The sequence below is a fragment of the Pseudomonas sp. NY8896 genome, assembly GCF_039634505.1.
In genome coordinates, this window is the sequence record NZ_CP132350.1 from 2,674,803 (window position 1) to 2,696,468 (window position 21,666).

Consider the following 21,666-nt stretch of genomic DNA (forward strand, 5'->3'; position numbering starts at 1 on the left):
CCGATGCGCTTCCTTGTCCCGGCAATCGGGGCATTTGCCGTTCCAGGCCATCACGTTTTCTCCCTTCTTCATTACTTGAAAACCGGTTCTCCGGCGCCTTTGTGCTCCAGCAGTGCCCGCGCCATGTCCATCATGTGCATCAGGGCGAAGGTCAGCTCGCGCTGGCTACCGTGCTGGTGGCTTGCGGTTTCCTGGGCGGTTGCAGCGGCGCAACGCAGCAGGGCGATGGCATGCTGCTGGGCCTGGTCGTTGGTTACGCCTTCGTGCAGCGTCCAGATCTTGTTGTCCAGGCTGGGCCGTGGCGGGTTCGGGTTGAGGTAGTAATCGAGAGCGCGGCGGGCCGCTTCGCTGTCGAGATCTGTTTCGTCGTTTTTCGGTGGTTTCATTGCGATACCTTCTGATTTCCCTTCAAACACACTGGAAATACAGGATAGGTCAATCTGTACTGTTAGATATCAGATAAATAATTCAGATTGTGTATTGCTGTGGGTAATACAGTCCGTATTGTTGCCGCTCATGGAAAACTGGAACGCATTTCTCAAGCGCTACAAGCGCGAACATAACCTCAGCCAGCTCAAGCTGGCTGAACGCCTGGGCATGACTCAGGGCGGCGTGGGGCATTGGCTGCGCGGCACGCGGCGGCCGACGGTGGAAACCATCAACGAAAAGCTCGAGAAACTCGGCCTGGTGTTTTTGGAAGCACAAGTCATGGTGGTAGAGCGCAACATCGTGCGCGAAGCCCCTGGGCGTTATGCAGTCGAGCAGCCGGTGTCGGGCGAAGCGCTGCTTTATGCAAGCTTTCGCTTCCCGGTGTTGGCTTGGTCCGACTTGCAGGGGCCTTTGCCTGAAACAGCCAAGTCCAACGAGCAGACCGATTACATGCCAGCAGGTAATGCGTTCTGGCTGTTGGTTGAAAACGACTCGATGAATGCAGCCAGCGGCAAGAGTGTTCCTGAGGGCATGCGCGTATTGGTGGATACTGGCCTGCCGGTAGAGCCCGGCAGGCTGGTGATTGCGCGCCAGCCGGGGCGGCCTGCTGTGTTGCGGCAGTTGGTCGAAGAGGGTGGCGACAAGATGCTCAAGCCGCTGAATACGCGCTATCCGACAATCCTGTGTGAAGAGGGATGCGAGTTTATCGGTGTGGTCGTGCGGGTGCATGGCGCCTTCTAGAATGCCGGGGCCGCAAAGCGGCCCCCGTACCCTTACTCCACCAGTTCGACCAGCACCGTCCCTTCGCTGACCATATCGCCTTCTTGGCAGAACAATGCCTTCACTGTGCCTGAATGCGGCGCACGAATGCTGTGCTCCATTTTCATGGCCTCCAGCACCACCAGCGCGGTGCCTGCTTCCACCACCTGTCCCGGTTCCACCAGCACCCGCACGATGCTGCCGTTCATGGGCGCACCCAGCCCGCCCTGATGACTGTGGCTGGCTTCCGCCTGCGCGATCGGGTCGAAGGCTTCGATGGCATGCATCTCGCCATCCCACTGCAGATACAGCGTGCCACCCCGGCGGATGGCCAGGTGCTGACGACGTACGCCGTCCTGGTCATGCAGCAGTTGTTCGCCCGTTAGCTGCCAGGTAGACGCAGCACTGCGTTCCAAGGCAACCGCCTGATCCTGCCCGCCGCTCACCAGATGCAGGCTGCTACGCGCTGGCAGGCCCAAGCGCAGGCCGTTGCACTCACCCCACGGCGAATGGCAGTCGTCATCGCGGTGATGGCCGGCCTGGCCTTGCAGCCATGCCTCGGCCGCCGCCTCCCAGAAACCTGCTGGCATTGCCTGTGGTGCCGGCAGCAAAACCGCCTGGTGGCGCGGAATGAAGCCGGTATCCAGCTCCGCCGCCGCAAACGCCGGGTGGGCCAGGATGCGGCGCAGGAAGGCGATGTTGGTCTTCAGCCCGCCAATGGCGAACTCGTCGAGCATGGCCAGCAAGCGCAGGCGCGCCTGCTCGCGGTCTTCGCCCCAGGCGATCAGCTTGCCCAGCATCGGGTCGTAGAACGGCGACACCACATCGCCTTCGCTGACCCCGCTGTCCACCCGCCGGCCCTCGCCTGGCGCCGACTCCCGATACAACATCAGCTTGCCGGTTGCGGGCAAGAATTCGCTGGCCGGGTCCTCGGCATACAGGCGCACCTCGATGGCATGGCCGATCAGCGGCACCTGCTCCTGGGTGATCGGCAGGGCTTCGCCGCAGGCCACGCGAATTTGCCAGGCCACCAGGTCCAGGCCGGTAATGGCTTCGGTGACCGGGTGCTCCACCTGCAGGCGCGTGTTCATCTCCATGAAGAAGAACTCGCCACGGGCGTCGAGCAGAAACTCCACGGTGCCGGCGCCCACATAGCCGATGGCTTGTGCCGCGCGCACTGCGGCTTCGCCCATGGCACGGCGCAGTTCTGGCGAGAGGCCGGGGGCGGGAGCTTCTTCGACCACTTTCTGGTGGCGGCGCTGGATCGAGCAGTCACGCTCGTTGAGGTACAGGCAGTTGCCGTGTTGGTCGGCGAACACCTGGATCTCTACGTGGCGCGGTTTGAGCACGTATTTTTCCACCAGCATGCGCGAGTCGCCGAACGACGATTGCGCCTCACGCTGGGCCGAGGCCAGGGCGTCGGCCAGCTGGCTTTCTTCCTCGACCACCTTCATGCCCTTGCCACCGCCACCGGCGCTGGCCTTGAGCAGCACTGGGTAGCCGATGCGTTCGGCGGCGGCGCGGAAGGTGTCCAGGTCCTGGGCTTCACCGTGGTAGCCCGGCACCAGCGGTACGCCGGCAGCCTCCATCAACGCCTTGGCCGCCGATTTGCTGCCCATGGCGTCGATGGCGCTGGCCGGTGGGCCGAGGAAAATCAGCCCGGCTTGTTCGATGGCCCGGGCAAAACCTGCGTTCTCGGACAGGAAGCCATAACCTGGGTGGATGGCCTGGGCGCCGCTGGCCTTGGCCGCGGCCAGCAGTTTGTCGACCTGCAGGTAGCTTTCGGCAGCCTTGGTGCCGCCGAGGTCGACGCGGATGTCGGCTTCGCGGCTGTGCCGGGCGTCACGGTCGGTGGCGCTGTGCACGGCCACGGTGGTCAGGCCCATGGCCTTGGCGGTGCGCATCACCCGGCAGGCGATTTCGCCGCGGTTGGCGACCAGCAGGGTGGTCAAAACGGGGCGGCTCATGGGCGCGGCTCCTTCTTGTCATCGGTTTGCCAGGCGGGGCGGCGTTTTTCCAGGAAGGCGCGCAGGCCCTCCTGGCCTTCGGCGCTGACGCGGATACGGGCGATGGTGTTTTCGCAGTAACGGCGCAGGGCCGGGCTGAGTTCGCCATCGTCCACTTCGCGCAGCAGGTCCTTGGTGGCGCGCAACGCTTGTGGGCTGTTCTGCAGCAGGTTGTTCACCCAGGCTTCGACGTGGGCGTCCAGCTCGCTGGCTGGATACACCTCGGCCAGCAGGCCCAGCTCGCGGGCGCGCACGCCGCTGAAGCGCTCTGCGGTGAGCGCATAGCGGCGCGCGGCACGCTCGCCAATGGCCTTGACCACGAACGGGCTGATCACTGCCGGGGCCAGGCCGATGCGTACTTCCGACAGGCACAGCTGGGCGTCTTCGGCGCCGATGGCCATGTCACAGCAACTGATCAAACCCAGCGCGCCGCCAAAGGCTGCACCTTGCACCACCGCCAGGGTAGGGGCCTTGAGGCGGTGCAGGGCGTACATCAGCTCGCCCAGTTCGTGGGCATCATCCAGGTTGGTATTGAAGTCCAGCTGCGCCGATTGCTGCATCCAGGCCAGGTCGGCGCCGGCGCTGAAGTGCCGGCCGCGGCCGCGCAGCAGCACGAAGCGCAGGCTGGCGTCTTCGGCCAACTGGTCGATGGCCACGATCAGCTCGCGGATCATCTGCGCGTTGAAGGCGTTGTTCTTGTCCTCGCGGCTCAGCCACAGGGTGGCGAAACCGCGCGGGTCGCGGGTCACTTCGAGGGTGCTGAAGTCGCTCATGGGTCACATCCGGAAAATGCCGAAGCGGCTCTGTTCGATCGGCGCGTTCAGCGCGGCAGACAACGCCAGGCCGAGCACGTCGCGGGTCTGTGCCGGGTCGATGACACCGTCGTCCCACAGGCGGGCGCTGGAGTAGTAGGGGTGGCCTTGATGCTCGTACTGGTCGAGGATCGGCTGCTTGAGCCTGGCTTCATCCTCGGCGCTGAACGGCTGGCCGCTGCGTTCGCTTTGCTCGCGCTTGACCTGGGCCAGAACCCCGGCGGCTTGTTCGGCGCCCATCACGCCGATCCGTGCGTTGGGCCACATCCACAGGAAGCGCGGGTCGTAGGCGCGGCCGCACATGCCGTAGTTGCCGGCGCCGAAGCTGCCACCGATGATTACCGTGAATTTCGGCACCTGGGCACACGCCACGGCGGTAACCAGCTTGGCGCCGTGCTTGGCGATGCCGCCTTCTTCGTACTTTTTGCCGACCATGAAGCCGGTGATGTTCTGCAGGAACAGCAGTGGGATGCCGCGCTGGCAGGCCAGCTCGATGAAGTGCGCACCCTTTTGCGCCGCTTCGGCGAACAGAATGCCGTTGTTGGCCAGGATCGCTACCGGGTAACCGTGCAGGTGGGCGAAGCCGCACACCAGCGTAGTGCCGAACAGGGCCTTGAACTCATCGAAAACCGAGCCATCGACCAGCCGCGCAATCACTTCGCGCACGTCGAACGGTTGCTTGGCATCCGCTGGCACCACGCCATACAGTTCATCGGCGGCGTACAGCGGCGCCACCGGTGCCAGGCGTTGCAGCTTGCCTAGCTTGTGCCAGTTAAGGTTGGCCACGCTGCGCCGGGCAATGGCCAGGGCGTGCTCGTCATTGTCGGCATAATGGTCGGCCACGCCGCTGGTACGGCAATGCACATCGGCGCCACCCAGGTCTTCGGCGCTGACCACTTCACCGGTTGCGGCTTTCACCAAGGGCGGGCCAGCCAGGAAGATGGTCGCCTGCTGGCGCACCATGATCGCTTCGTCGGCCATGGCCGGTACGTAGGCGCCGCCAGCGGTGCACGACCCCATCACCACGGCAATCTGTGGAATACCTTGCGCGCTCATGTTGGCCTGGTTGAAGAAAATCCGCCCGAAATGCTCGCGGTCGGGGAACACTTCGTCCTGGCGTGGCAGGTTGGCGCCGCCCGAGTCCACCAGGTAGATGCACGGCAGGCGGTTTTGCAGCGCGATGGTTTGCGCGCGCAGGTGCTTCTTCACCGTCAGTGGGTAGTAGGAACCGCCCTTTACCGTGGCGTCATTGGCCACGATCATGCATTCCACGCCTTCGACGCGGCCGATGCCGGCAATCACGCCCGCAGCCGGCACGTCTTCGCCGTACACCTCATGGGCGGCCAGCTGGCCGATCTCGAGGAATGGCGAGCCAGGGTCCAGCAGGCGGTCGATACGCTCGCGCGGCAGCAGTTTACCGCGCGAGGTATGCCGTTCCTGGGCCTTGGGGCCGCCGCCCTGGGCGACCTGGGCGAGCAGGCCGCGCAGGGCCTGGACCTGTTCGAGCATCGCCGCACTGTTGCCGGCGAATTCCGCCGAACGTGGGTTGATCTGGGTGTGCAAGGTAGCCATGTGCGCCCGTCCCTTTATGCTCAGCGGGTTTCGTTGAACAGTTCGCGGCCGATCAGCATCCGGCGAATTTCGCTGGTGCCAGCGCCGATTTCGTACAGCTTGGCGTCGCGCAGCAGGCGGCCAGCCGGGAATTCGTTGATATAGCCGTTGCCACCGAGAATCTGGATCGCCTCCAGGGCCATTTGCGTGGCGCGTTCGGCGGTGTACAGGATGACGCCGGCAGCGTCCTTGCGGGTGGTCTCGCCACGGTCGCAAGCCTGGGCCACGGCATACAGGTAGGCGCGGCTGGCATTGAGCTGGGTGTACATGTCGGCGATCTTGCCCTGGATCAGCTGGAACTCGCCGATGCTCTGGCCGAACTGCTTGCGGTCATGAATGTAGGGCACCACCAGGTCCATGCAGCTTTGCATGATGCCGGTCGGGCCGCCGGACAGCACCACACGCTCGTAGTCCAGGCCACTCATCAGCACGCGCACGCCGCCATTGAGTTGGCCCAGGATGTTTTCTGCCGGCACTTGCACGTCGTCGAAGAACAGCTCGCAGGTGTTGGAGCCACGCATGCCAAGCTTGTCGAACTTGTTGCTGCGGCTGAAGCCTTTCCAGTCACGCTCGACGATGAAGGCGGTGATGCCGTGCGCGCCCTTGTCCAGGTCGGTCTTGGCGTAGATCACGTAGGTGTTGGCGTCGGGGCCGTTGGTGATCCAGGTCTTGCTGCCGTTGAGCACGTAGTGGTCGCCGCGCTTTTCCGCACGCAGTTTCATCGACACCACATCGGAGCCGGCATTGGGCTCGCTCATGGCCAAGGCGCCGATGTGCTCGCCGCTGATCAGCTTGGGCAAGTACTTGAGCTTCTGCTCGTGGGTACCGTTGCGGTTGATCTGGTTGACGCACAGGTTGGAGTGGGCGCCATAGGACAGTGCCACCGAGGCCGAGCCACGGCTGATTTCTTCCATCGAGACCACATGGGCCAGGTAGCCCAGGCCAGCGCCACCGTATTCTTCCGGGACGGTGATCCCCAGCAGGCCCATGTCACCGAACTTGCGCCACATGTCGGCGGGGAACAGGTTGTCGTGGTCGATTTGAGCGGCGCGCGGGGCCAGTTCGGCGGCGACGAAGGTACGCACCTGGTCGCGGAGCATGTCGATGGTCTCGCCCAGGGCGAAGTTCAGGGAGGGGTAATGCATGCTGGGGCACCTTCTTGTTCTTGAAATGGGGTTACACCGTAGCGTCAGGGCAATCCGCCGGCCCTGCGAGACCCGGTGTCGTTCATCACCTTTACGTTAACGTAAACCTGCGTGCGATCACTGTCAATCCACTCGTCACCTTTACGTAAACGTAAATCTGCGCCAGAGTATTCCCGCTTGCTTCAGCCGTGCCCAGAACAACCACAAGAAGGGACACCCATGAGTCAACCGAGTTATACCCGCGGTCGCCAGGACCAAGCCTTGCTGACCCAGACCATCGGCCAGGCCTTCGATGCCACCGTGGCCCGCTGTGCCGACAGCGAGGCGCTGGTGTCGCGCCATCAAGGCCTGCGCTACAGCTGGCGGCAGTTGGCCGCACAGGTCGAAAACCATGCACGCGCGCTCATGGCCCTGGGCGTGAACACCGGCGAGCGTGTCGGTATCTGGTCGCCCAACTGCGCGCAATGGTGCATTTTGCAACTGGCCAGCGCCAAGGTTGGGGCCATCCTGGTCAACATCAACCCTGCCTATCGCGTGGGCGAGTTGGAATACGTGTTGCGCCAGTCCAGCTGTCGCTGGCTGGTGTGTGCCGATGCCTTCAAGACGTCTGATTACCATGCCATGGTTCAGGAACTGGTGCCTGAATTGGCCAGCGCCAAGCCAGGTGAACTGGCCAGTGAGCGCCTGCCAGCGTTGCGCGGTGTGATCAGCCTGGCCGCCAACCCGCCTGCCGGCTTCCTGCCCTGGCACGCATTGCCCGAGTGGGCAGGGCAGACCTCGCCAGAGGCCTGCAGCGCTCGCCAGCAAAGCCTGCAGTTCGACCAGCCGGTGAACATCCAGTACACCTCCGGCACCACCGGCGCGCCCAAGGGTGCCACCCTCAGTCACTACAACATCCTCAACAACGGTTTCATGGTCGGCGAAAGCCTGGGGCTGACCGAGCGCGACCGTATGGTGATCCCGGTGCCGCTGTACCACTGCTTCGGCATGGTCATGGCCAACCTCGGTTGCATCACACACGGCAGCACCATGATCTACCCCAACGACGCCTTCGACGCCGAGCTTACCCTGCGCGCCGTGGCCGAGGAGCGCGCCAGCATCCTCTATGGCGTGCCGACCATGTTCATCGCCATGCTCGACCACCCGTCGCGTGCGCAGATGGACCTGTCGACCCTGCGCAGTGGCATCATGGCCGGTGCCACCTGCCCGATCGAGGTGATGCGCCGGGTCATCGACCAGATGCACATGGCCGAAGTGCAGATTGCCTACGGCATGACCGAAACCAGCCCGGTGTCGCTGCAGACCGGCCCGGACGACGACCTGGAACTGCGCGTGACCACCGTCGGCCGCACCCAGCCGCAGCTGGAAAACAAGCTGGTGGACGCCGACGGCTGCATCGTCCCGCGCGGTGAGATCGGTGAACTGTGCACCCGTGGCTACAGCGTGATGCTCGGCTACTGGGACAACCCCCAGGCCACGGCGGACGCCATCGACCCGGCGGGCTGGATGCATTCGGGCGACCTGGCGGTGATGGATGAACATGGGCACGTGCGCATCGTCGGGCGCAACAAGGACATGATCATTCGTGGCGGTGAGAACATTTACCCGCGTGAGCTGGAAGAGTTCTTCTATACCCACCCGGCGGTGGCCGATGCGCAGGTGATCGGCATTCCGTGCAGCCGCTATGGTGAAGAAATCGTGGCCTGGATCAAGCTGCACCCAGGGCATAGCGCCACGGTTGAGGAACTGCAGGGTTGGTGCAAGGCACGCATCGCCCACTTCAAGGTGCCTCGGCATATTCGTTTTGTTGAGGAATACCCGATGACGGTGACCGGCAAGGTGCAGAAGTTCCGCATGCGGGAGATTAGTGTGGCGGAAATCTCGGCGGTATCTGCGGGTTGATGGGTTGGGTCAACCGGCCCTTTCGCGGGTAAACCCGCTCCCACAGTACGGCGCCACTTGCAAGGTTGGCGCAATCCCTGTGGAAGCGGGTTTACCCGCGAAGAGGCCGGTCCTGCCAGTACACAATCCTGGTCTACCCTTAAGCCTTCACCGGTGGCTCTTGGCTCGGCGGGTCGCCCACCGTCGGTGGCATGGTCGGCTTGATCGGCAGCTCGTCCGGTTCTTCTTCTGGCACGGGCGGCGGCAAGCTCGGGTCGTCGATGTTGGGATCGGGGGTTTCCGGTGGAATGGGAATGTTCATGGCCTGACCTCGCGTGGGTGAATGAAGAGGTGCTGCAGGCTCTGACCGCTGGCAGCTGCCGTTCGCTCAATTTTTTTGAACCCCGCGCTTGTGCCTGGCTCTGAACCCTTACCGCCACCAGCCTGAGGGAGCAAGGTCGATGTCACGTAACGAGCCCTTTGAAAACGTGCCCACGGCGAACGATCACCCGGACCAGGCCATCAGCCTATCCCAGGCGTTGCTGGCGCCACGCATCGTGATCGAAGACACCCAACCGGTGCTCGAAGCCGGCACCTTCGCCGCCAAGGCCATCAGTGGCCAGCCGGTGGTCGTCGGCAGCAAGGTCTATTGCGATGGCCACGACCGCCTGGCGGTGATGCTCAACTGGCGCCAGGCCAACAGCCGCCGCTGGCATTGCGTGCCCATGCACTCGCCGGGCAACGACCTGTGGTTGGCCGAGTTCACCCCCACCGAACTTGGCCCGCACCTGTTCAGTATCGAGGCCTGGATCGACCCGTTTGCCACTTATTGCCACGACCTGGAGAAAAAATACCACGCCGGCGTCGAGGTGAAACTGGAGCTGGAAGAGGGCCGTTTGCTGCTGAGCAAAGGCCTCGAACTGTGCAGCGGCGCCCTGCACGAGGAACTTGAGGCCGTGCAGCAGCGCCTGGCTACACTCGGTCCCGACGACCAGGTGGCGTTGTTTCTCGACCCAACCACCGCCCGCCTGATGAGCGAAGCCGAACACCGCAGTTACCTGGCCCGCAGCCGTGAATTTCCGGTCGATGTCGACCGCCCGGCGGCGCAATTTGCCAGCTGGTACGAACTGTTCCCGCGTTCGATCACCGACGACCCGCAGCGCCACGGCACCTTCAACGACGTGCACGAACGCCTGCCGATGATTCGCGACATGGGCTTCGACGTGTTGTACTTCCCGCCCATCCACCCCATCGGCATGCAGCACCGCAAGGGCCGCAACAATGCCCTGCATGCCGAACCTGGCGACCCCGGCAGCCCTTACGCGATCGGCAGCGCCGAAGGCGGCCACGATGCGATCCACCCGCAACTGGGCAGTCGCGAAGATTTTCGCCGGTTGGTCGCCGCTGCGGCGGAGCACGGCCTGGAAATCGCCCTCGACTTCGCCATCCAGTGTTCGCAGGACCACCCCTGGCTCAAGGAGCATCCGGGCTGGTTCAGCTGGCGCCCCGACGGCACCATCCGCTATGCCGAAAACCCGCCGAAGAAGTACCAGGACATCGTCAACGTCGACTTCTATGCCCCCGACGCGGTGCCGAGTTTGTGGCTGGCCCTGCGCGATGTGATCATCGGCTGGGTCGAGGAGGGGGTCAAAACCTTTCGCGTCGACAACCCGCACACCAAGCCACTGCCGTTCTGGCAATGGCTGATCGCCGATGTGCGTAGCCAGCACCCCGACGTCATCTTCCTCGCCGAAGCGTTTACCCGGCCGGCGATGATGGCGCGCCTGGGCAAGGTCGGCTACGCGCAAAGCTATACCTACTTCACCTGGCGCAACACCAAGCAGGAGCTGCGTGAATTCTACGAGCAGCTCAACCAGCCGCCGTGGAGCCAGTGCTATCGCCCCAACTTCTTCGTCAACACACCGGACATCAACCCGTACTTCCTGCACACCTCTGGACGCGCCGGCTTCCTCATTCGCGCGGCGCTGGCGACCATGGGCTCGGGCCTATGGGGTATGTACTCGGGTTTCGAGCTGTGCGAAGGCACGCCGCTGCCTGGCAAGGAGGAGTACCTGGATTCGGAGAAGTACGAAATTCGCCCGCGTGATTTCACCCAGCCCGGCAACATCATTGCCGAGATCGCCCAGCTCAACCGCATCCGCCGGCAGAACCGTGCTTTGCAAACGCATCTGGGCGTGGCGTTTTTCAACTGCTGGAACGACAACATCCTGTACTTCGCCAAGCGCACGGCCGAGCGCGACAACTACATCCTGGTGGCGATCAGCCTCGACCCGCACAACGCCCAGGAAGCGCACTTCGAGCTGCCGCTGTGGGAGCTTGGTTTGGATGACAACGCCGAAACCCATGGCGAAGACCTGATGAACGGCCATCGGTGGTCGTGGTACGGCAAGACCCAGTTCATGCGCATCGAGCCTTGGCACCAGCCATTCGGAATCTGGCGTATCGAAAAGGCTAGGTGAAAGTGGGAGCGGGCGTGCCCGCTCAACCTGGAAAATGCAAGGAGTCGCACATGGCCAAGCGTGCCCGCACGGCAGCCTTCATCGACGACCCGCTGTGGTACAAGGACGCCGTCATCTACCAGTTGCATATCAAGTCGTTCTTCGATTCGAACAATGATGGTATCGGCGACTTCGCCGGCCTGATCAGCAAACTCGACTACATCGCCGAGCTGGGCGTCAACACCCTGTGGCTGCTGCCGTTCTACCCCTCGCCTCGGCGCGATGACGGCTACGACATTGCCGATTACAAAGCCGTGCACCCCGACTACGGCAGCCTGGGCGATGCCCGGCGTTTCATCGCCGAGGCACATAAGCGCGGCTTGCGGGTGATCACCGAGCTGGTCATCAACCACACCAGCGACCAGCACCCGTGGTTTCAGCGTGCCCGCCATGCCAAACGCGGCAGCAAGGCGCGCGATTTCTACGTGTGGTCGGACGACGACCAGAAATACGACGGCACGCGCATCATCTTCCTCGACACCGAAAAGTCCAACTGGACATGGGACCCGGTCGCTGGCCAGTACTTCTGGCACCGCTTCTACGCGCACCAGCCAGACCTCAACTTCGACAACCCGCAAGTACTCAAGGCGGTGATCGGCGTGATGCGCTTCTGGCTCGACCTGGGTGTCGACGGCCTGCGCCTGGACGCCATCCCGTACCTGATCGAACGCGACGGCACCAACAACGAGAACCTCGCCGAAACCCACGACGTGCTCAAGGCGATCCGCGCAGAAATCGACGCCAACTACCCCGACCGCATGCTGCTGGCCGAAGCCAACCAGTGGCCGGAAGACACGCGTCCATACTTCGGCGAAGGCGAGGGCGACGAATGTCACATGGCCTTCCACTTTCCGTTGATGCCACGCATGTACATGGCCCTGGCCATGGAAGACCGCTTCCCGATCACCGACATCCTGCGCCAGACCCCGGAAATTCCCGCCAACTGCCAATGGGCGATTTTCCTGCGCAACCACGATGAGCTGACCCTGGAAATGGTCACCGACCGCGAGCGCGACTACCTGTGGAACTACTACGCCGAAGACCGCCGCGCGCGCATCAACCTGGGTATCCGCCGGCGCCTGGCGCCGCTGCTGCAGCGTGACCGTCGGCGCATCGAGCTGCTCACCAGCCTGCTGCTGTCGATGCCCGGCACACCAACCCTGTATTACGGCGACGAACTGGGCATGGGCGACAACATCTACCTGGGTGATCGCGATGGCGTGCGTACGCCCATGCAGTGGTCGCCGGACCGCAACGGCGGGTTCTCCCGCGCCGACCCGCAGCGCCTGGTGCTGCCGCCGATCATGGACCCGCTGTACGGCTACCAGACCGTCAATGTCGAAGCGCAAAGCCACGACCCGCATTCACTGCTGAACTGGACCCGGCGCATGCTGGCGGTGCGCAAGCAGCAGAAGGCCTTTGGCCGCGGCAGCCTGCGCACGCTCACGCCCAGCAACCGGCGCATTCTCGCCTACGTCCGCGAGTACACCGATGTCGACGGCAACACCGAGGTCATTCTGTGCGTGGCCAACGTGTCGCGCGCTGCCCAGGCCGCAGAACTGGAATTGTCACACTTCGCCGACAAAGTACCGGTGGAGATGCTCGGCGGCAGCGCCTTCCCGCCCATTGGCCAGTTGCCGTTCCTGCTGACCTTGCCACCCTATGCCTTCTACTGGTTCCTGCTGGCCAGCCGTGACCGCATGCCCAGCTGGCATATCCAGCCCACCGAGGGGTTACCTGAATTGACCACGCTGGTACTGCGCAAGCGCATGGAAGAACTACTGGAAGCACCTTCAAGCGATACCCTGCAAGCCACCATCCTGCCGCAATACCTGCCCAAGCGGCGTTGGTTCGCCGGCAAGGAAGGGCCGATCGACGCCGTGCGCCTGTGTTACGGCGTGCGTTTTGGCACTGCCACCACACCGGTGCTGCTCAGTGAAATCGAAGTGCGCAGCGACGGCACGGCCACCCGCTACCAACTGCCGTTCGGCCTGCTGCGCGAGGAGCAGATCACTACCGCGCTGCCGCAGCAGTTGGCCTTGTCGCGGGTGCGCCGCGCCCACCAGGTTGGCTTGATCACAGATGCCTTCGTGCTGGAGCCGTTCATCCGCGCCGTGATGCTTGCCTGCCAAGATGGCCTGCGCCTGCCATGCGGCAACGATGAGGGTGAATTGCGCTTCGAATGCACGGCGCAATTGGCCGGCCTGGCTCTCGACGAGGAAAGTGAAGTGCGCTACCTCAGCGCCGAACAGTCCAACAGTTCGGTAGTGATCGGCGACCGGGTGGTGCTCAAGCTGATCCGCCGGGTCAACCCAGGTGTTCATCCAGAGCTGGAAATGAGTGCCTACCTGACCGCCGCCGGCTTTGCCAACATCTCGCCGCTGCTGGCCTGGGTCAGCCGAGTGGATGAGCAGCAGGCACCGCACCTGCTGATGATTGCCCAGGGTTACCTGAACAACCAGGGCGATGCCTGGGGCTGGACCCAGAACACCCTTGAACGGGCCATTCGCGACCAGATGGAGCCCACCACCAGCGACCCCGAGGCGCACACCGACGCACTGGCCGAGCTCAGTGGCTTCGCTGCCTTGCTTGGCCAGCGCCTGGGCGAGATGCACCTGTTGCTGGCCGCGCCAACCGAAGACCCGGCCTTCCAGCCACGTCCCAGCAATGCGCAGGACAGCCAGCGTTGGAGTACGCAGATCAGCGCCGAGCTGACCCACGCTCTCGACCTGCTGGCCCAACACCGCGACACGCTCGACCGCGATAGCCAGGCCCTGGTCGATGACCTGCAGCAGCAGCGCGACGGCCTGGCCCAGCACATCGACAATCTGACCGACCAGGCCCAGGGCGGCCTGTTGATGCGGGTGCATGGCGACCTGCACCTGGGCCAGGTGCTGGTGGTGCAAGGTGATGCCTACCTGATCGATTTCGAAGGCGAGCCGGCCCGGTCGCTGGAAGAGCGTCGGGCAAAACACAGCCCGTACAAGGATGTCAGCGGCGTGCTGCGATCCTTCGACTATGCTGCTGCGATGATCTTGCGCAGCGCGTCTGCGGTGGACCTTTCAGACCCGGCGCGGCAGGCCCGGCAACGGGTTGCCCGGCAGTACCTGCACCAGTCGCGGCATGCCTTTGTCGAAGCCTATGGCCTGGCCACCGCCGCCATGCCCCACGCCTGGCAGCGGGCCGAGGGCGAGCGCGCGGCTCTGGAGCTGTTCTGCCTGGAAAAAGCCGCCTACGAGATTACCTACGAAGCCGAGAACCGTCCGAGTTGGCTGGCCGTGCCTTTGCATGGCCTGCATGGATTGATCAGTACCTGGGGAGAGTCAGAATGAACGTTACATTGCGTGAAAACGGTGGCCTTCGGCAACGGGACCTCGATGCCCTGGCCCGCGCCGAACACGCCGATCCATTTGCGGTACTCGGCCCCCATGGCGACGGCGCAGGCGGCCAGGTGGTCCGCGCCTTCCTGCCCAGTGCCCTGAATGTGCGCATCCTGGCTCGCCACGATGGGCGCGTGCTTGCCGAAATGGTGCAGGGCAGCTTGCCCGGGTTGTTCAGCGCGCACCTTGATGAGGCACAACCCTACCAGTTGCAGATCGGTTGGGCCGGTGGCGATCAGATTACCGAAGACCCCTACAGCTTTGGCCCACAATTGGGTGACATGGACCTTCACCTGTTCGCCGAAGGCAATCATCGAGACTTGTCCGGGCGCTTTGGCGCCCAGCCTACCCAGGTCGATGGTATCGACGGCGTGTGCTTCTCGGTGTGGGCGCCGAACGCTCGGCGGGTGTCGGTGGTGGGTGACTTCAACAACTGGGATGGGCGTCGCCACCCCATGCGCCTGCGCCACAGCGCCGGGGTGTGGGAGCTGTTCATTCCGCGCTTGGGTGTGGGTGAAACCTACAAGTTCGAAGTGCTCGGCAAGGACGGCATACTGCCGCTGAAAGCCGACCCGCTGGCCCGTGCCACGGAACTGCCGCCGAGCACTGCGTCCAAGGTGGCCGGTGAGCTTGGCCACGCTTGGCAAGACCACGACTGGATGGCGCAACGCGCGCAGCGCCATGCCTACAACGCGCCACTGTCGATCTACGAACTGCACCCAGGGTCATGGCGCTGCGAGCTGGACGAGGCGGGTGAAGTCGGGCGCTATTACAACTGGCGCGAACTGGCCGAGCGGCTGGTGCCCTATGTGCAGGAACTGGGCTTTACCCACATCGAGCTGTTGCCGATCATGGAGCACCCCTTCGGCGGTTCCTGGGGTTATCAGCCACTGTCGATGTTCGCGCCCACCTCGCGCTACGGCAGCCCGGAGGACTTCGCAGCCTTCATCGATGCCTGCCACCAGGGTGGCATTGGTGTGCTGCTGGACTGGGTGCCGGCGCATTTTCCCACCGACGAACACGGCCTGGCGCGGTTCGATGGCACTGCGCTGTACGAATACGATAACCCCCTGGAGGGCTACCACCAGGACTGGAACACGCTCATCTACAACCTCGGCCGTAACGAGGTGCGTGGTTTCATGATGGCTTCTGCGTTGCACTGGCTGAAGCACTTTCACATCGACGGCCTGCGCGTCGATGCAGTGGCTTCGATGTTGTACCGCGACTATTCGCGCAAGGCCGGTGAATGGGTGCCCAACCGCCATGGCGGGCGCGAGAACCTGGAAGCCATCGACTTCATCCGCCACCTCAACGGCGTGGCTGCCCACGAGGCCCCTGGGGCACTGATCATCGCCGAGGAGTCCACCGCCTGGCCCGGCGTCAGCCAGCCGACCCAGCAGGGCGGCCTGGGCTTTGCCTACAAGTGGAACATGGGTTGGATGCACGACACCCTGCATTACATCCAGAACGACCCGGTGCACCGCACTTTCCACCACAACGAGATGAGCTTCGGGCTGATCTATGCCTATTCCGAGCATTTCATCCTGCCCATCTCCCATGACGAAGTGGTGCACGGCAAGCACTCGCTGATCGACAAGATGCCCGGCGACCGCTGGCAGAAGTTCGCCAACTTGCGCGCCTACCTCACCTTCATGTGGGCGCACCCGGGCAAGAAGCTGCTGTTCATGGGGTGCGAGTTCGGCCAGTGGCGTGAGTGGAACCACGACAGCGAACTGGACTGGTACCTGCTGCAGTACCCCGAGCACCAGGGCGTGCAGCGCCTGGTGGGCGACCTCAACCGCCTGTACCGCGACGTGCCGGCGCTGCACGAGCAGGACTGCCAGCCGCAGGGCTTCCAGTGGCTGATCGGTGACGACGCGCAAAACAGCGTCTACGCCTGGCTGCGCTGGAGCAGCAGCGGTGAGCCGGTGCTGGTGGTGGCCAACTTCACCCCGGTGCCGCGCGAGGGCTACCGTATTGGCGTGCCGTTTGGCGAGCGTTGGCAAGAGCTGCTGAACAGCGATGCCGGGCTGTATGCCGGGTCCAACGTGGGCAACCTGGGGGCAGTGGCCAGTGAGGCATTGCCCAGCCATGGGCAGCCATTGTCGCTGGCGCTGAACCTGCCGCCGCTTGGGGTTCTGATACTGAAACCGGCCTGAGATTGTTGGGGCTGCTGCGCAGCCCATCGCGACACAAGGCCGCTCCTACAGGCTGACGCGATCCCTGTAGGAGCGGCCTTGTGTCGCGATGGGCCGCGCAGCGGCCCCAGCAATGGCACAGGCCTACCACCGCATCCGCACCCCAAGGCTGCCAATCAACCCGTTCAGGTCATTGTCATCCACATCGCTGCTGTAGTCGGCACTCACGAACAAGGCCACTGAAGGTGTTACCCGTGCCACCAGCCCCAAGCCCAGTTCCACCGTGGTCGAATAGCGCGAGCTGGAGATTTTGTCGACCTGGTCCAGCTTCACTTCATCGGCATTGCTGAAGTCATACCACACGTTGGTCCGTACATAGGGCTCGATGGGCATGCCACGCACTTCGTAGCGACCGGACAATTTGGCACCCACACGGCCGCTCCAGGTTGGCTGGCTGTCAAATGCCTGCAAGGTCTCTTCCTGCACCTGGTTGCCAGGGAAGAACTGTTGATTTATCAACTGTGCCTGAGGTTCGATCACCCAGTTGCCGCCCAGGCGGATCGGGTAACCGCCCTCCACCGAGAAGGTCATCGCGTGGCCGCTGTCGTCCAGTCGTTGGCCGCTTTCGCCACGGCCCAGCACATCGATGCGCGAGCCCATGGCCACGGCGTCCAGGTGCCAACCCTGTTCATGGGTCATGCTCCAGTAAACGCCCAGGCTTTCCCCACTCAGGTTCACGGCATTGCGCTGCTTGTCGCCCAACAGCGGGCGCATGCCGTTGAAGCTGCTTTGCAGGTTGTTGTGCCCCACGAAAATCCCTGCGCGGTGCACATTGCCCGCTGCAGTTTCACGCACGAACAGGTCCGGGCCGATTGTCAGTTGCTGGCTGGGTGTCTCCAGTTGGTCTGGGGGCTGTGAAACACTGCGCGAGGTGGTTGGGAAGAACTGCGCCCACTGGCTGGCGACCAGGTCCGGTGCCGCCTGCCCGTGACGTGCAGTCATGGCTTGGGAGAACGCGTTCAGGGTGCCGATGCTCAAGCCACTGGCGCTGATCGGGTCGAGCGACAGCTGAGGCACTGCTGTCTGCTGCAGAAAGCCGGGCGAAATAGGGTCATCCTGCAGTTCGTACGCGAAAGTTTCCACCGGGGTTGCCAGAAGCAGCGACGTGGAAACCGCGTAGAAAATGCTGTCGAAGCGCAAGGGGTTCGAGGTGCTTTTCATGGCGGATCTCCTTTGTTTTTGTGGGGTACAGCCCGAGGACCTGGCCTGTTGTCACGAGCTGTACGGCAAAAACAGTGGGCGACCCAAACCAGCACGCCGGCTTTCGCAAACGCGCACGAAGGCGCGAGCTAGAGGCCCGGCGCGAGATCTTTACTACTTGGTAATGTTCAGCTAAGGAGAGGTGGCCGCTTGCGTCAAGAAAGCGTGAAGGAAGTGTTGATGATGTGTGGTAATGCTCAACCCCTTGTTTTGTTGAGCAAAACAGTAGGGTATAGCGGGGTTCGCTATTTGCCGTGCCCTGGCTATGAAGAATGATTGCTAGAGGCGCACTTCAACCGCCAACGGCAGGTGATCTGACAGGTGCGACCAAGGTTTGTGCCCCAAAATCCGCGGCCCATGGCTTTCGGCGTTACGCAGGTAGATGCGGTCCAGGCGCAGCAGCGGCAGGCGGGCAGGGTAGGTGCGGGCGAGGTGCCCATGGTGGCGCTCGAATGCCTCGTGCAAGTCGCGTTGCAGGCCGAGCGTGCGGTTGCCGTGGGTTTTCCAGTCGTTGAAGTCGCCGGCGATGATCACCGGGGCATCGGCGGGTAAGGCGTCCAGCAATTTGCGCAGCAGTTGCAGCTGTTTTTGCCGGTGGCTTTCCAGCAACGACAGGTGCACGCAGATCGCGTGTACCTGGCCTTGCCCCGGTACATCCAGCACGCAGTGCAACAGGCCACGGCGCTCTGGCCCGGTGATCGACACATCAAGGTTGCGGTGCTCGATGATCGGGTATTTGGACAGCAGTGCATTGCCGTGATGGCCGTCGGGGTAAACCGCGTTGCGGCCATAGGCGAAGTCGCTCCACATGCTGTCCGCCAGGAATTCGTACTGCGAAGTCTGTGGCCAGCCGGGGTAACGGGCGGCGTGGCGGTCGTGGCTACCGAGCACTTCCTGGAGGAAGACGATATCGGCCTGGGTGCTGCGCACCGCCTCGCGCAGTTCCGGCAGGATGAAGCGCCGGTTGAAGGCGGTGAAGCCCTTGTGGGTATTCACCGTCAGCACCCGCAGGCGTTTTACGGCCGGGGCCTGGTTGATGCTGGCGAAACCTTCACTGCCGGCTTCGGGGTCCACGGTAACTCCTCGAACAATGGGTTTACACAAGGCCGCTTCTACAGATAACGGACATGCGCCAGTTACTCAGGTTCACTCCTCGTCGCGCTGCAGCACCATCAGCAGCATCGACCGCCCCTTGACCTCGAACGTGCTGTCGAACTGCAAATGCTGCCCTTTGCGTAACTCTGGCCGGTCGGTATCCACCAGGCAGCTCCAGTACTCGCCTTCAGGCACGGACGGCAACTTGAAAGGCACGATGTCATGGTGGGCATTGACGATCAGCAGCACCGTGGCCTCGGCGCCCGGCCGGGCGATGCCGCTGACCTGTGCGCGGCCATCGATCAGCATGCCCAGGCAGCGCCCGTGCGGGTCTTCCCACTGCTCCACAGTCATCTCGCTACCATCCGGCGCCAGCCAAGTCACATCCTTGACCCCGATCGCCTCATTGTAATCGCCCACCAGGAAACGTGAGCGGCGCAGCACCGGGTAGGCCAGGCGCAGACGGGTCAGGCGCTTGACGAAGGCCAGCAGCTCTTCGCCTTGCTGATCCAGGTCCCAGTTCACCCAACCGATCTCGCTGTCCTGGCAGTAGGCGTTGTTGTTGCCGTGCTGGGTGCGGCTGAATTCGTCACCGGCGACGATCATCGGCGTGCCCTGGGCCAGCAGCAGGGTAGCGAAATAGTTGCGCATTTGGCGCATGCGCAGGGCATTGATCCCCGGGTCGTCGGTCGGCCCTTCGACGCCGCAGTTCCACGACAGGTTGTTGTCGGTGCCGTCCTGGTTGTTCTCGTCGTTGTCTTCGTTGTGCTTGTGGTTGTACGACACCAGGTCGCGCAGGGTGAAACCATCGTGGGCGGTGATGAAGTTGACCGAGGAATACGGCCGCCGCCCACGGTTGTTGAACATGTCGCCCGAGGCGGTCAAGCGTGCGGCAAAATCGGCGAGTTGGCCTTCATCGCCTTTCCAGAAGGCGCGTGCGGTGTCGCGGAAGCGGTCGTTCCATTCCGCCCAGCCAGGGGCAAAGTTACCCACCTGATAGCCGCCGGGGCCGCAGTCCCAGGGCTCGGCAATCAGCTTGACCTGGCTCAGCATCGGGTCCTGGCGGCAGGCGACGAGGAAGCCATGACGCTCGCTGTAGCCGTCGTGGTAGCGGCCAAGGATGGTCGCCAGGTCGAAGCGGAAGCCGTCAACGTGCATTTCACCCGCCCAGTAACGCAGCGAATCGGTGACCAGCTGCAGCACGCAGGGGTGGCTCAGGTCCAGGGTGTTGCCGGTGCCGGAATCGTTGATGTAGTAGCGCTTGTCGTCCGGCATCAGGCGGTAGTACGAGGCGTTGTCGATACCGCGCATCGACAGGGTCGGGCCGCGCTCGTTGCCTTCGGCGGTGTGGTTGTAGACCACGTCCAGGATCACCTCGAGCCCGGCGTCGTGCAGGTGGGCGACCATTTCCTTGAACTCGGCAATCTTGCCGCTGGCCAGGTAGCGCGGGTGCGGGGCGAAAAAGGCGATGCTGTTGTAGCCCCAGTAGTTGTTCAGGCCTTTGTCCAGCAGGTGTTGGTCGTTGACGAAGGCGTGAATCGGCAGCAGCTCGATGCTGGAGACGCCCAGGTCCTTGATGTGCTTGAGCAGTTCGTCATTGGCCAGGCCGGCAAAAGTGCCGCGCAGCGCTTCCGGTACCGCCGGGTGGCGCATGCTGATGCCACGGGTGTGCGCCTCGTAGATGATCGTGCGTTCCCAGGGGATCAGCACGCGTTGGTCGCGGCCCCAGGTGAAGGCCGGGTCGATCACCTTGCACTTGGGGACGAAGGGCGCACTGTCGCGCTCGTCGAACGACAGGTCGCCATCGGGGTGGCCGATGGTGTAGCCAAACAGCGCTTCGGACCATTTCAGGCTGCCGACCAGTTGCTTGGCATAGGGGTCGATCAGCAGTTTGTTGGGGTTGAAGCGGTGGCCGTTTTCCGGCTCGTACGGGCCGTATACCCGGTAGCCATAGACCAGGCCAGGGTGAGCGTCGGGCAGGTAGCCGTGGTAGATCTCGTCGGTGTATTCGGGCAGCTCGATGCGCTCGATTTCCTGTTCGCCGGTGGAATCGAACAGGCACAGTTCGACCTTGGTGGCGTTGGCCGAGAACAGGGCGAAGTTAACCCCAAGGCCATCCCAGGTGGCACCGAGGGGAAAGGGCATGCCTTCGCGGATGCGCGACGGTGCGACCGAGCGGGTTTTCTTTGGGGTGCGGGGGCTCATGGCGGTCCTCGTATGGCCGTGGTGGAGGGGATTGTGCAGTCCTGCCCCGGCCTCTTCGCGGGTAAACCCGCTCCCACAGGTTCATCACCGGTGCTGAAAGCCGTGCAGTACCTGTGGGAGCGGGTTTACCCGCGAAGAGGCCAGTACAGGCTTAACCAGCAGAAGGCTTTTTCACCGCCCTGGGCTTTTTCGCCGCAGCCGGTTTAACCCCTGGCAGCGCGGCCACCTTGGGTTCGGCAGGTGGCTTGGGCTTGGCCGGTGCCCGTTTGCGTGGCGCCGCCTTGGGTGCCAAGGCTTCAGCCTCGGCCAACTTGCGCGCCATATCCCAGTGGCGGTCTTCCTGGCCGGCGGGTTTACCTTCGGACTCCCATATCTGGTAGGCAAATTCGCGAATACGCTTTTCATCGACACTCATCATGACGCTCC

15 protein-coding genes are annotated in these 21,666 nt (G+C 63.4%); 5 read left to right on the forward strand and 10 right to left on the reverse strand.

The genetic code is table 11. The features are described 5' to 3' along the window. Positions 1-71 precede the first annotated feature (71 nt). On the reverse strand, positions 72-386 hold the full coding sequence (locus Q9451_RS12000) for a hypothetical protein (protein WP_012273269.1): 315 nt from the start codon (positions 384-386) through the stop codon (positions 72-74). Positions 387-516: 130 nt separating this feature from the next. Here Q9451_RS12000 and Q9451_RS12005 point away from each other — a divergent pair, with 130 nt between their 5' ends. After that, a complete protein-coding gene (locus tag Q9451_RS12005) occupies positions 517-1,170 on the forward strand; it encodes a S24 family peptidase (RefSeq protein ID WP_012273268.1) in 654 nt (217 codons plus the stop codon). A gap of 32 nt (positions 1,171-1,202) precedes the next feature. Here Q9451_RS12005 and Q9451_RS12010 read toward each other — a convergent pair whose 3' ends face one another. The 4 genes from Q9451_RS12010 to Q9451_RS12025 are packed head-to-tail and all read right to left on the reverse strand — an operon-like array spanning position 1,203 to position 6,762. Continuing rightward, complete coding sequence (locus Q9451_RS12010; protein WP_345960932.1) at positions 1,203-3,155, reverse strand: acetyl/propionyl/methylcrotonyl-CoA carboxylase subunit alpha; 1,953 nt, start codon at positions 3,153-3,155, stop codon at positions 1,203-1,205. Continuing rightward, positions 3,152-3,967 (reverse strand): gamma-carboxygeranoyl-CoA hydratase, encoded by an 816-nt coding sequence (locus Q9451_RS12015; RefSeq protein WP_012273266.1) that lies wholly within the window; start codon positions 3,965-3,967, stop codon positions 3,152-3,154. Before Q9451_RS12015 ends, Q9451_RS12010 begins: the two co-directional genes overlap by 4 nt. Before the next feature lie 3 nt (positions 3,968-3,970). Beyond that, positions 3,971-5,578 (reverse strand): carboxyl transferase domain-containing protein, encoded by a 1,608-nt coding sequence (locus Q9451_RS12020; RefSeq protein ID WP_012273265.1) that lies wholly within the window; start codon positions 5,576-5,578, stop codon positions 3,971-3,973. A 20-nt stretch (positions 5,579-5,598) separates the two neighbouring features. Continuing rightward, entirely contained in the window at positions 5,599-6,762 is a 1,164-nt protein-coding gene (locus tag Q9451_RS12025; protein ID WP_012273264.1) for an isovaleryl-CoA dehydrogenase, read from the reverse strand. Between the two features lie 219 nt (positions 6,763-6,981). On the opposite strand from Q9451_RS12025, the gene Q9451_RS12030 reads away from it, so the two are divergent. Then, positions 6,982-8,664, forward strand: coding sequence for an AMP-binding protein (locus Q9451_RS12030; RefSeq protein WP_012273263.1), 1,683 nt, complete (start codon positions 6,982-6,984; stop codon positions 8,662-8,664). A gap of 139 nt (positions 8,665-8,803) precedes the next feature. Here Q9451_RS12030 and Q9451_RS12035 read toward each other — a convergent pair whose 3' ends face one another. After that, positions 8,804-8,965: a hypothetical protein gene (locus tag Q9451_RS12035; RefSeq protein ID WP_012273262.1), complete on the reverse strand. Its 162-nt coding sequence runs from the start codon at positions 8,963-8,965 to the stop codon at positions 8,804-8,806. Between the two features lie 139 nt (positions 8,966-9,104). Between Q9451_RS12035 and Q9451_RS12040 the strand changes: the two genes are divergently transcribed. Genes Q9451_RS12040 through glgB form a run of 3 tightly spaced genes read left to right on the forward strand, consistent with a single transcriptional unit; the run spans position 9,105 to position 16,701 of the window. Next, the gene (locus Q9451_RS12040; RefSeq protein ID WP_012273261.1) at positions 9,105-11,123 is read left to right on the forward strand and encodes an alpha-1,4-glucan--maltose-1-phosphate maltosyltransferase; all 2,019 of its coding nucleotides are present in this window, start codon (positions 9,105-9,107) and stop codon (positions 11,121-11,123) included. Positions 11,124-11,173: 50 nt separating this feature from the next. Next, positions 11,174-14,494 (forward strand): maltose alpha-D-glucosyltransferase, encoded by a 3,321-nt coding sequence (treS, locus tag Q9451_RS12045; RefSeq protein ID WP_012273260.1) that lies wholly within the window; start codon positions 11,174-11,176, stop codon positions 14,492-14,494. Then, a complete protein-coding gene (glgB, locus tag Q9451_RS12050; RefSeq protein WP_012273259.1) occupies positions 14,491-16,701 on the forward strand; it encodes a 1,4-alpha-glucan branching protein GlgB in 2,211 nt (736 codons plus the stop codon). Before treS ends, glgB begins: the two co-directional genes overlap by 4 nt. Before the next feature lie 123 nt (positions 16,702-16,824). Here glgB and Q9451_RS12055 read toward each other — a convergent pair whose 3' ends face one another. The 4 genes from Q9451_RS12055 to Q9451_RS12070 all read right to left on the reverse strand — a co-directional run bounded on the left by Q9451_RS12055 (position 16,825) and on the right by Q9451_RS12070 (position 21,658). Continuing rightward, positions 16,825-17,901, reverse strand: coding sequence for an autotransporter outer membrane beta-barrel domain-containing protein (locus Q9451_RS12055; protein WP_345960933.1), 1,077 nt, complete (start codon positions 17,899-17,901; stop codon positions 16,825-16,827). Positions 17,902-18,219: 318 nt separating this feature from the next. Continuing rightward, the gene (locus Q9451_RS12060; protein ID WP_012273257.1) at positions 18,220-19,014 is read right to left on the reverse strand and encodes an endonuclease/exonuclease/phosphatase family protein; all 795 of its coding nucleotides are present in this window, start codon (positions 19,012-19,014) and stop codon (positions 18,220-18,222) included. Positions 19,015-19,086: 72 nt separating this feature from the next. Next, a complete protein-coding gene (glgX, locus tag Q9451_RS12065) occupies positions 19,087-21,240 on the reverse strand; it encodes a glycogen debranching protein GlgX (RefSeq protein ID WP_012273256.1) in 2,154 nt (717 codons plus the stop codon). A gap of 151 nt (positions 21,241-21,391) precedes the next feature. Then, positions 21,392-21,658, reverse strand: a complete 267-nt coding sequence (locus tag Q9451_RS12070) for a DUF2934 domain-containing protein (protein WP_012273255.1) — start codon at positions 21,656-21,658, stop codon at positions 21,392-21,394. Positions 21,659-21,666: the final 8 nt, after the last annotated feature.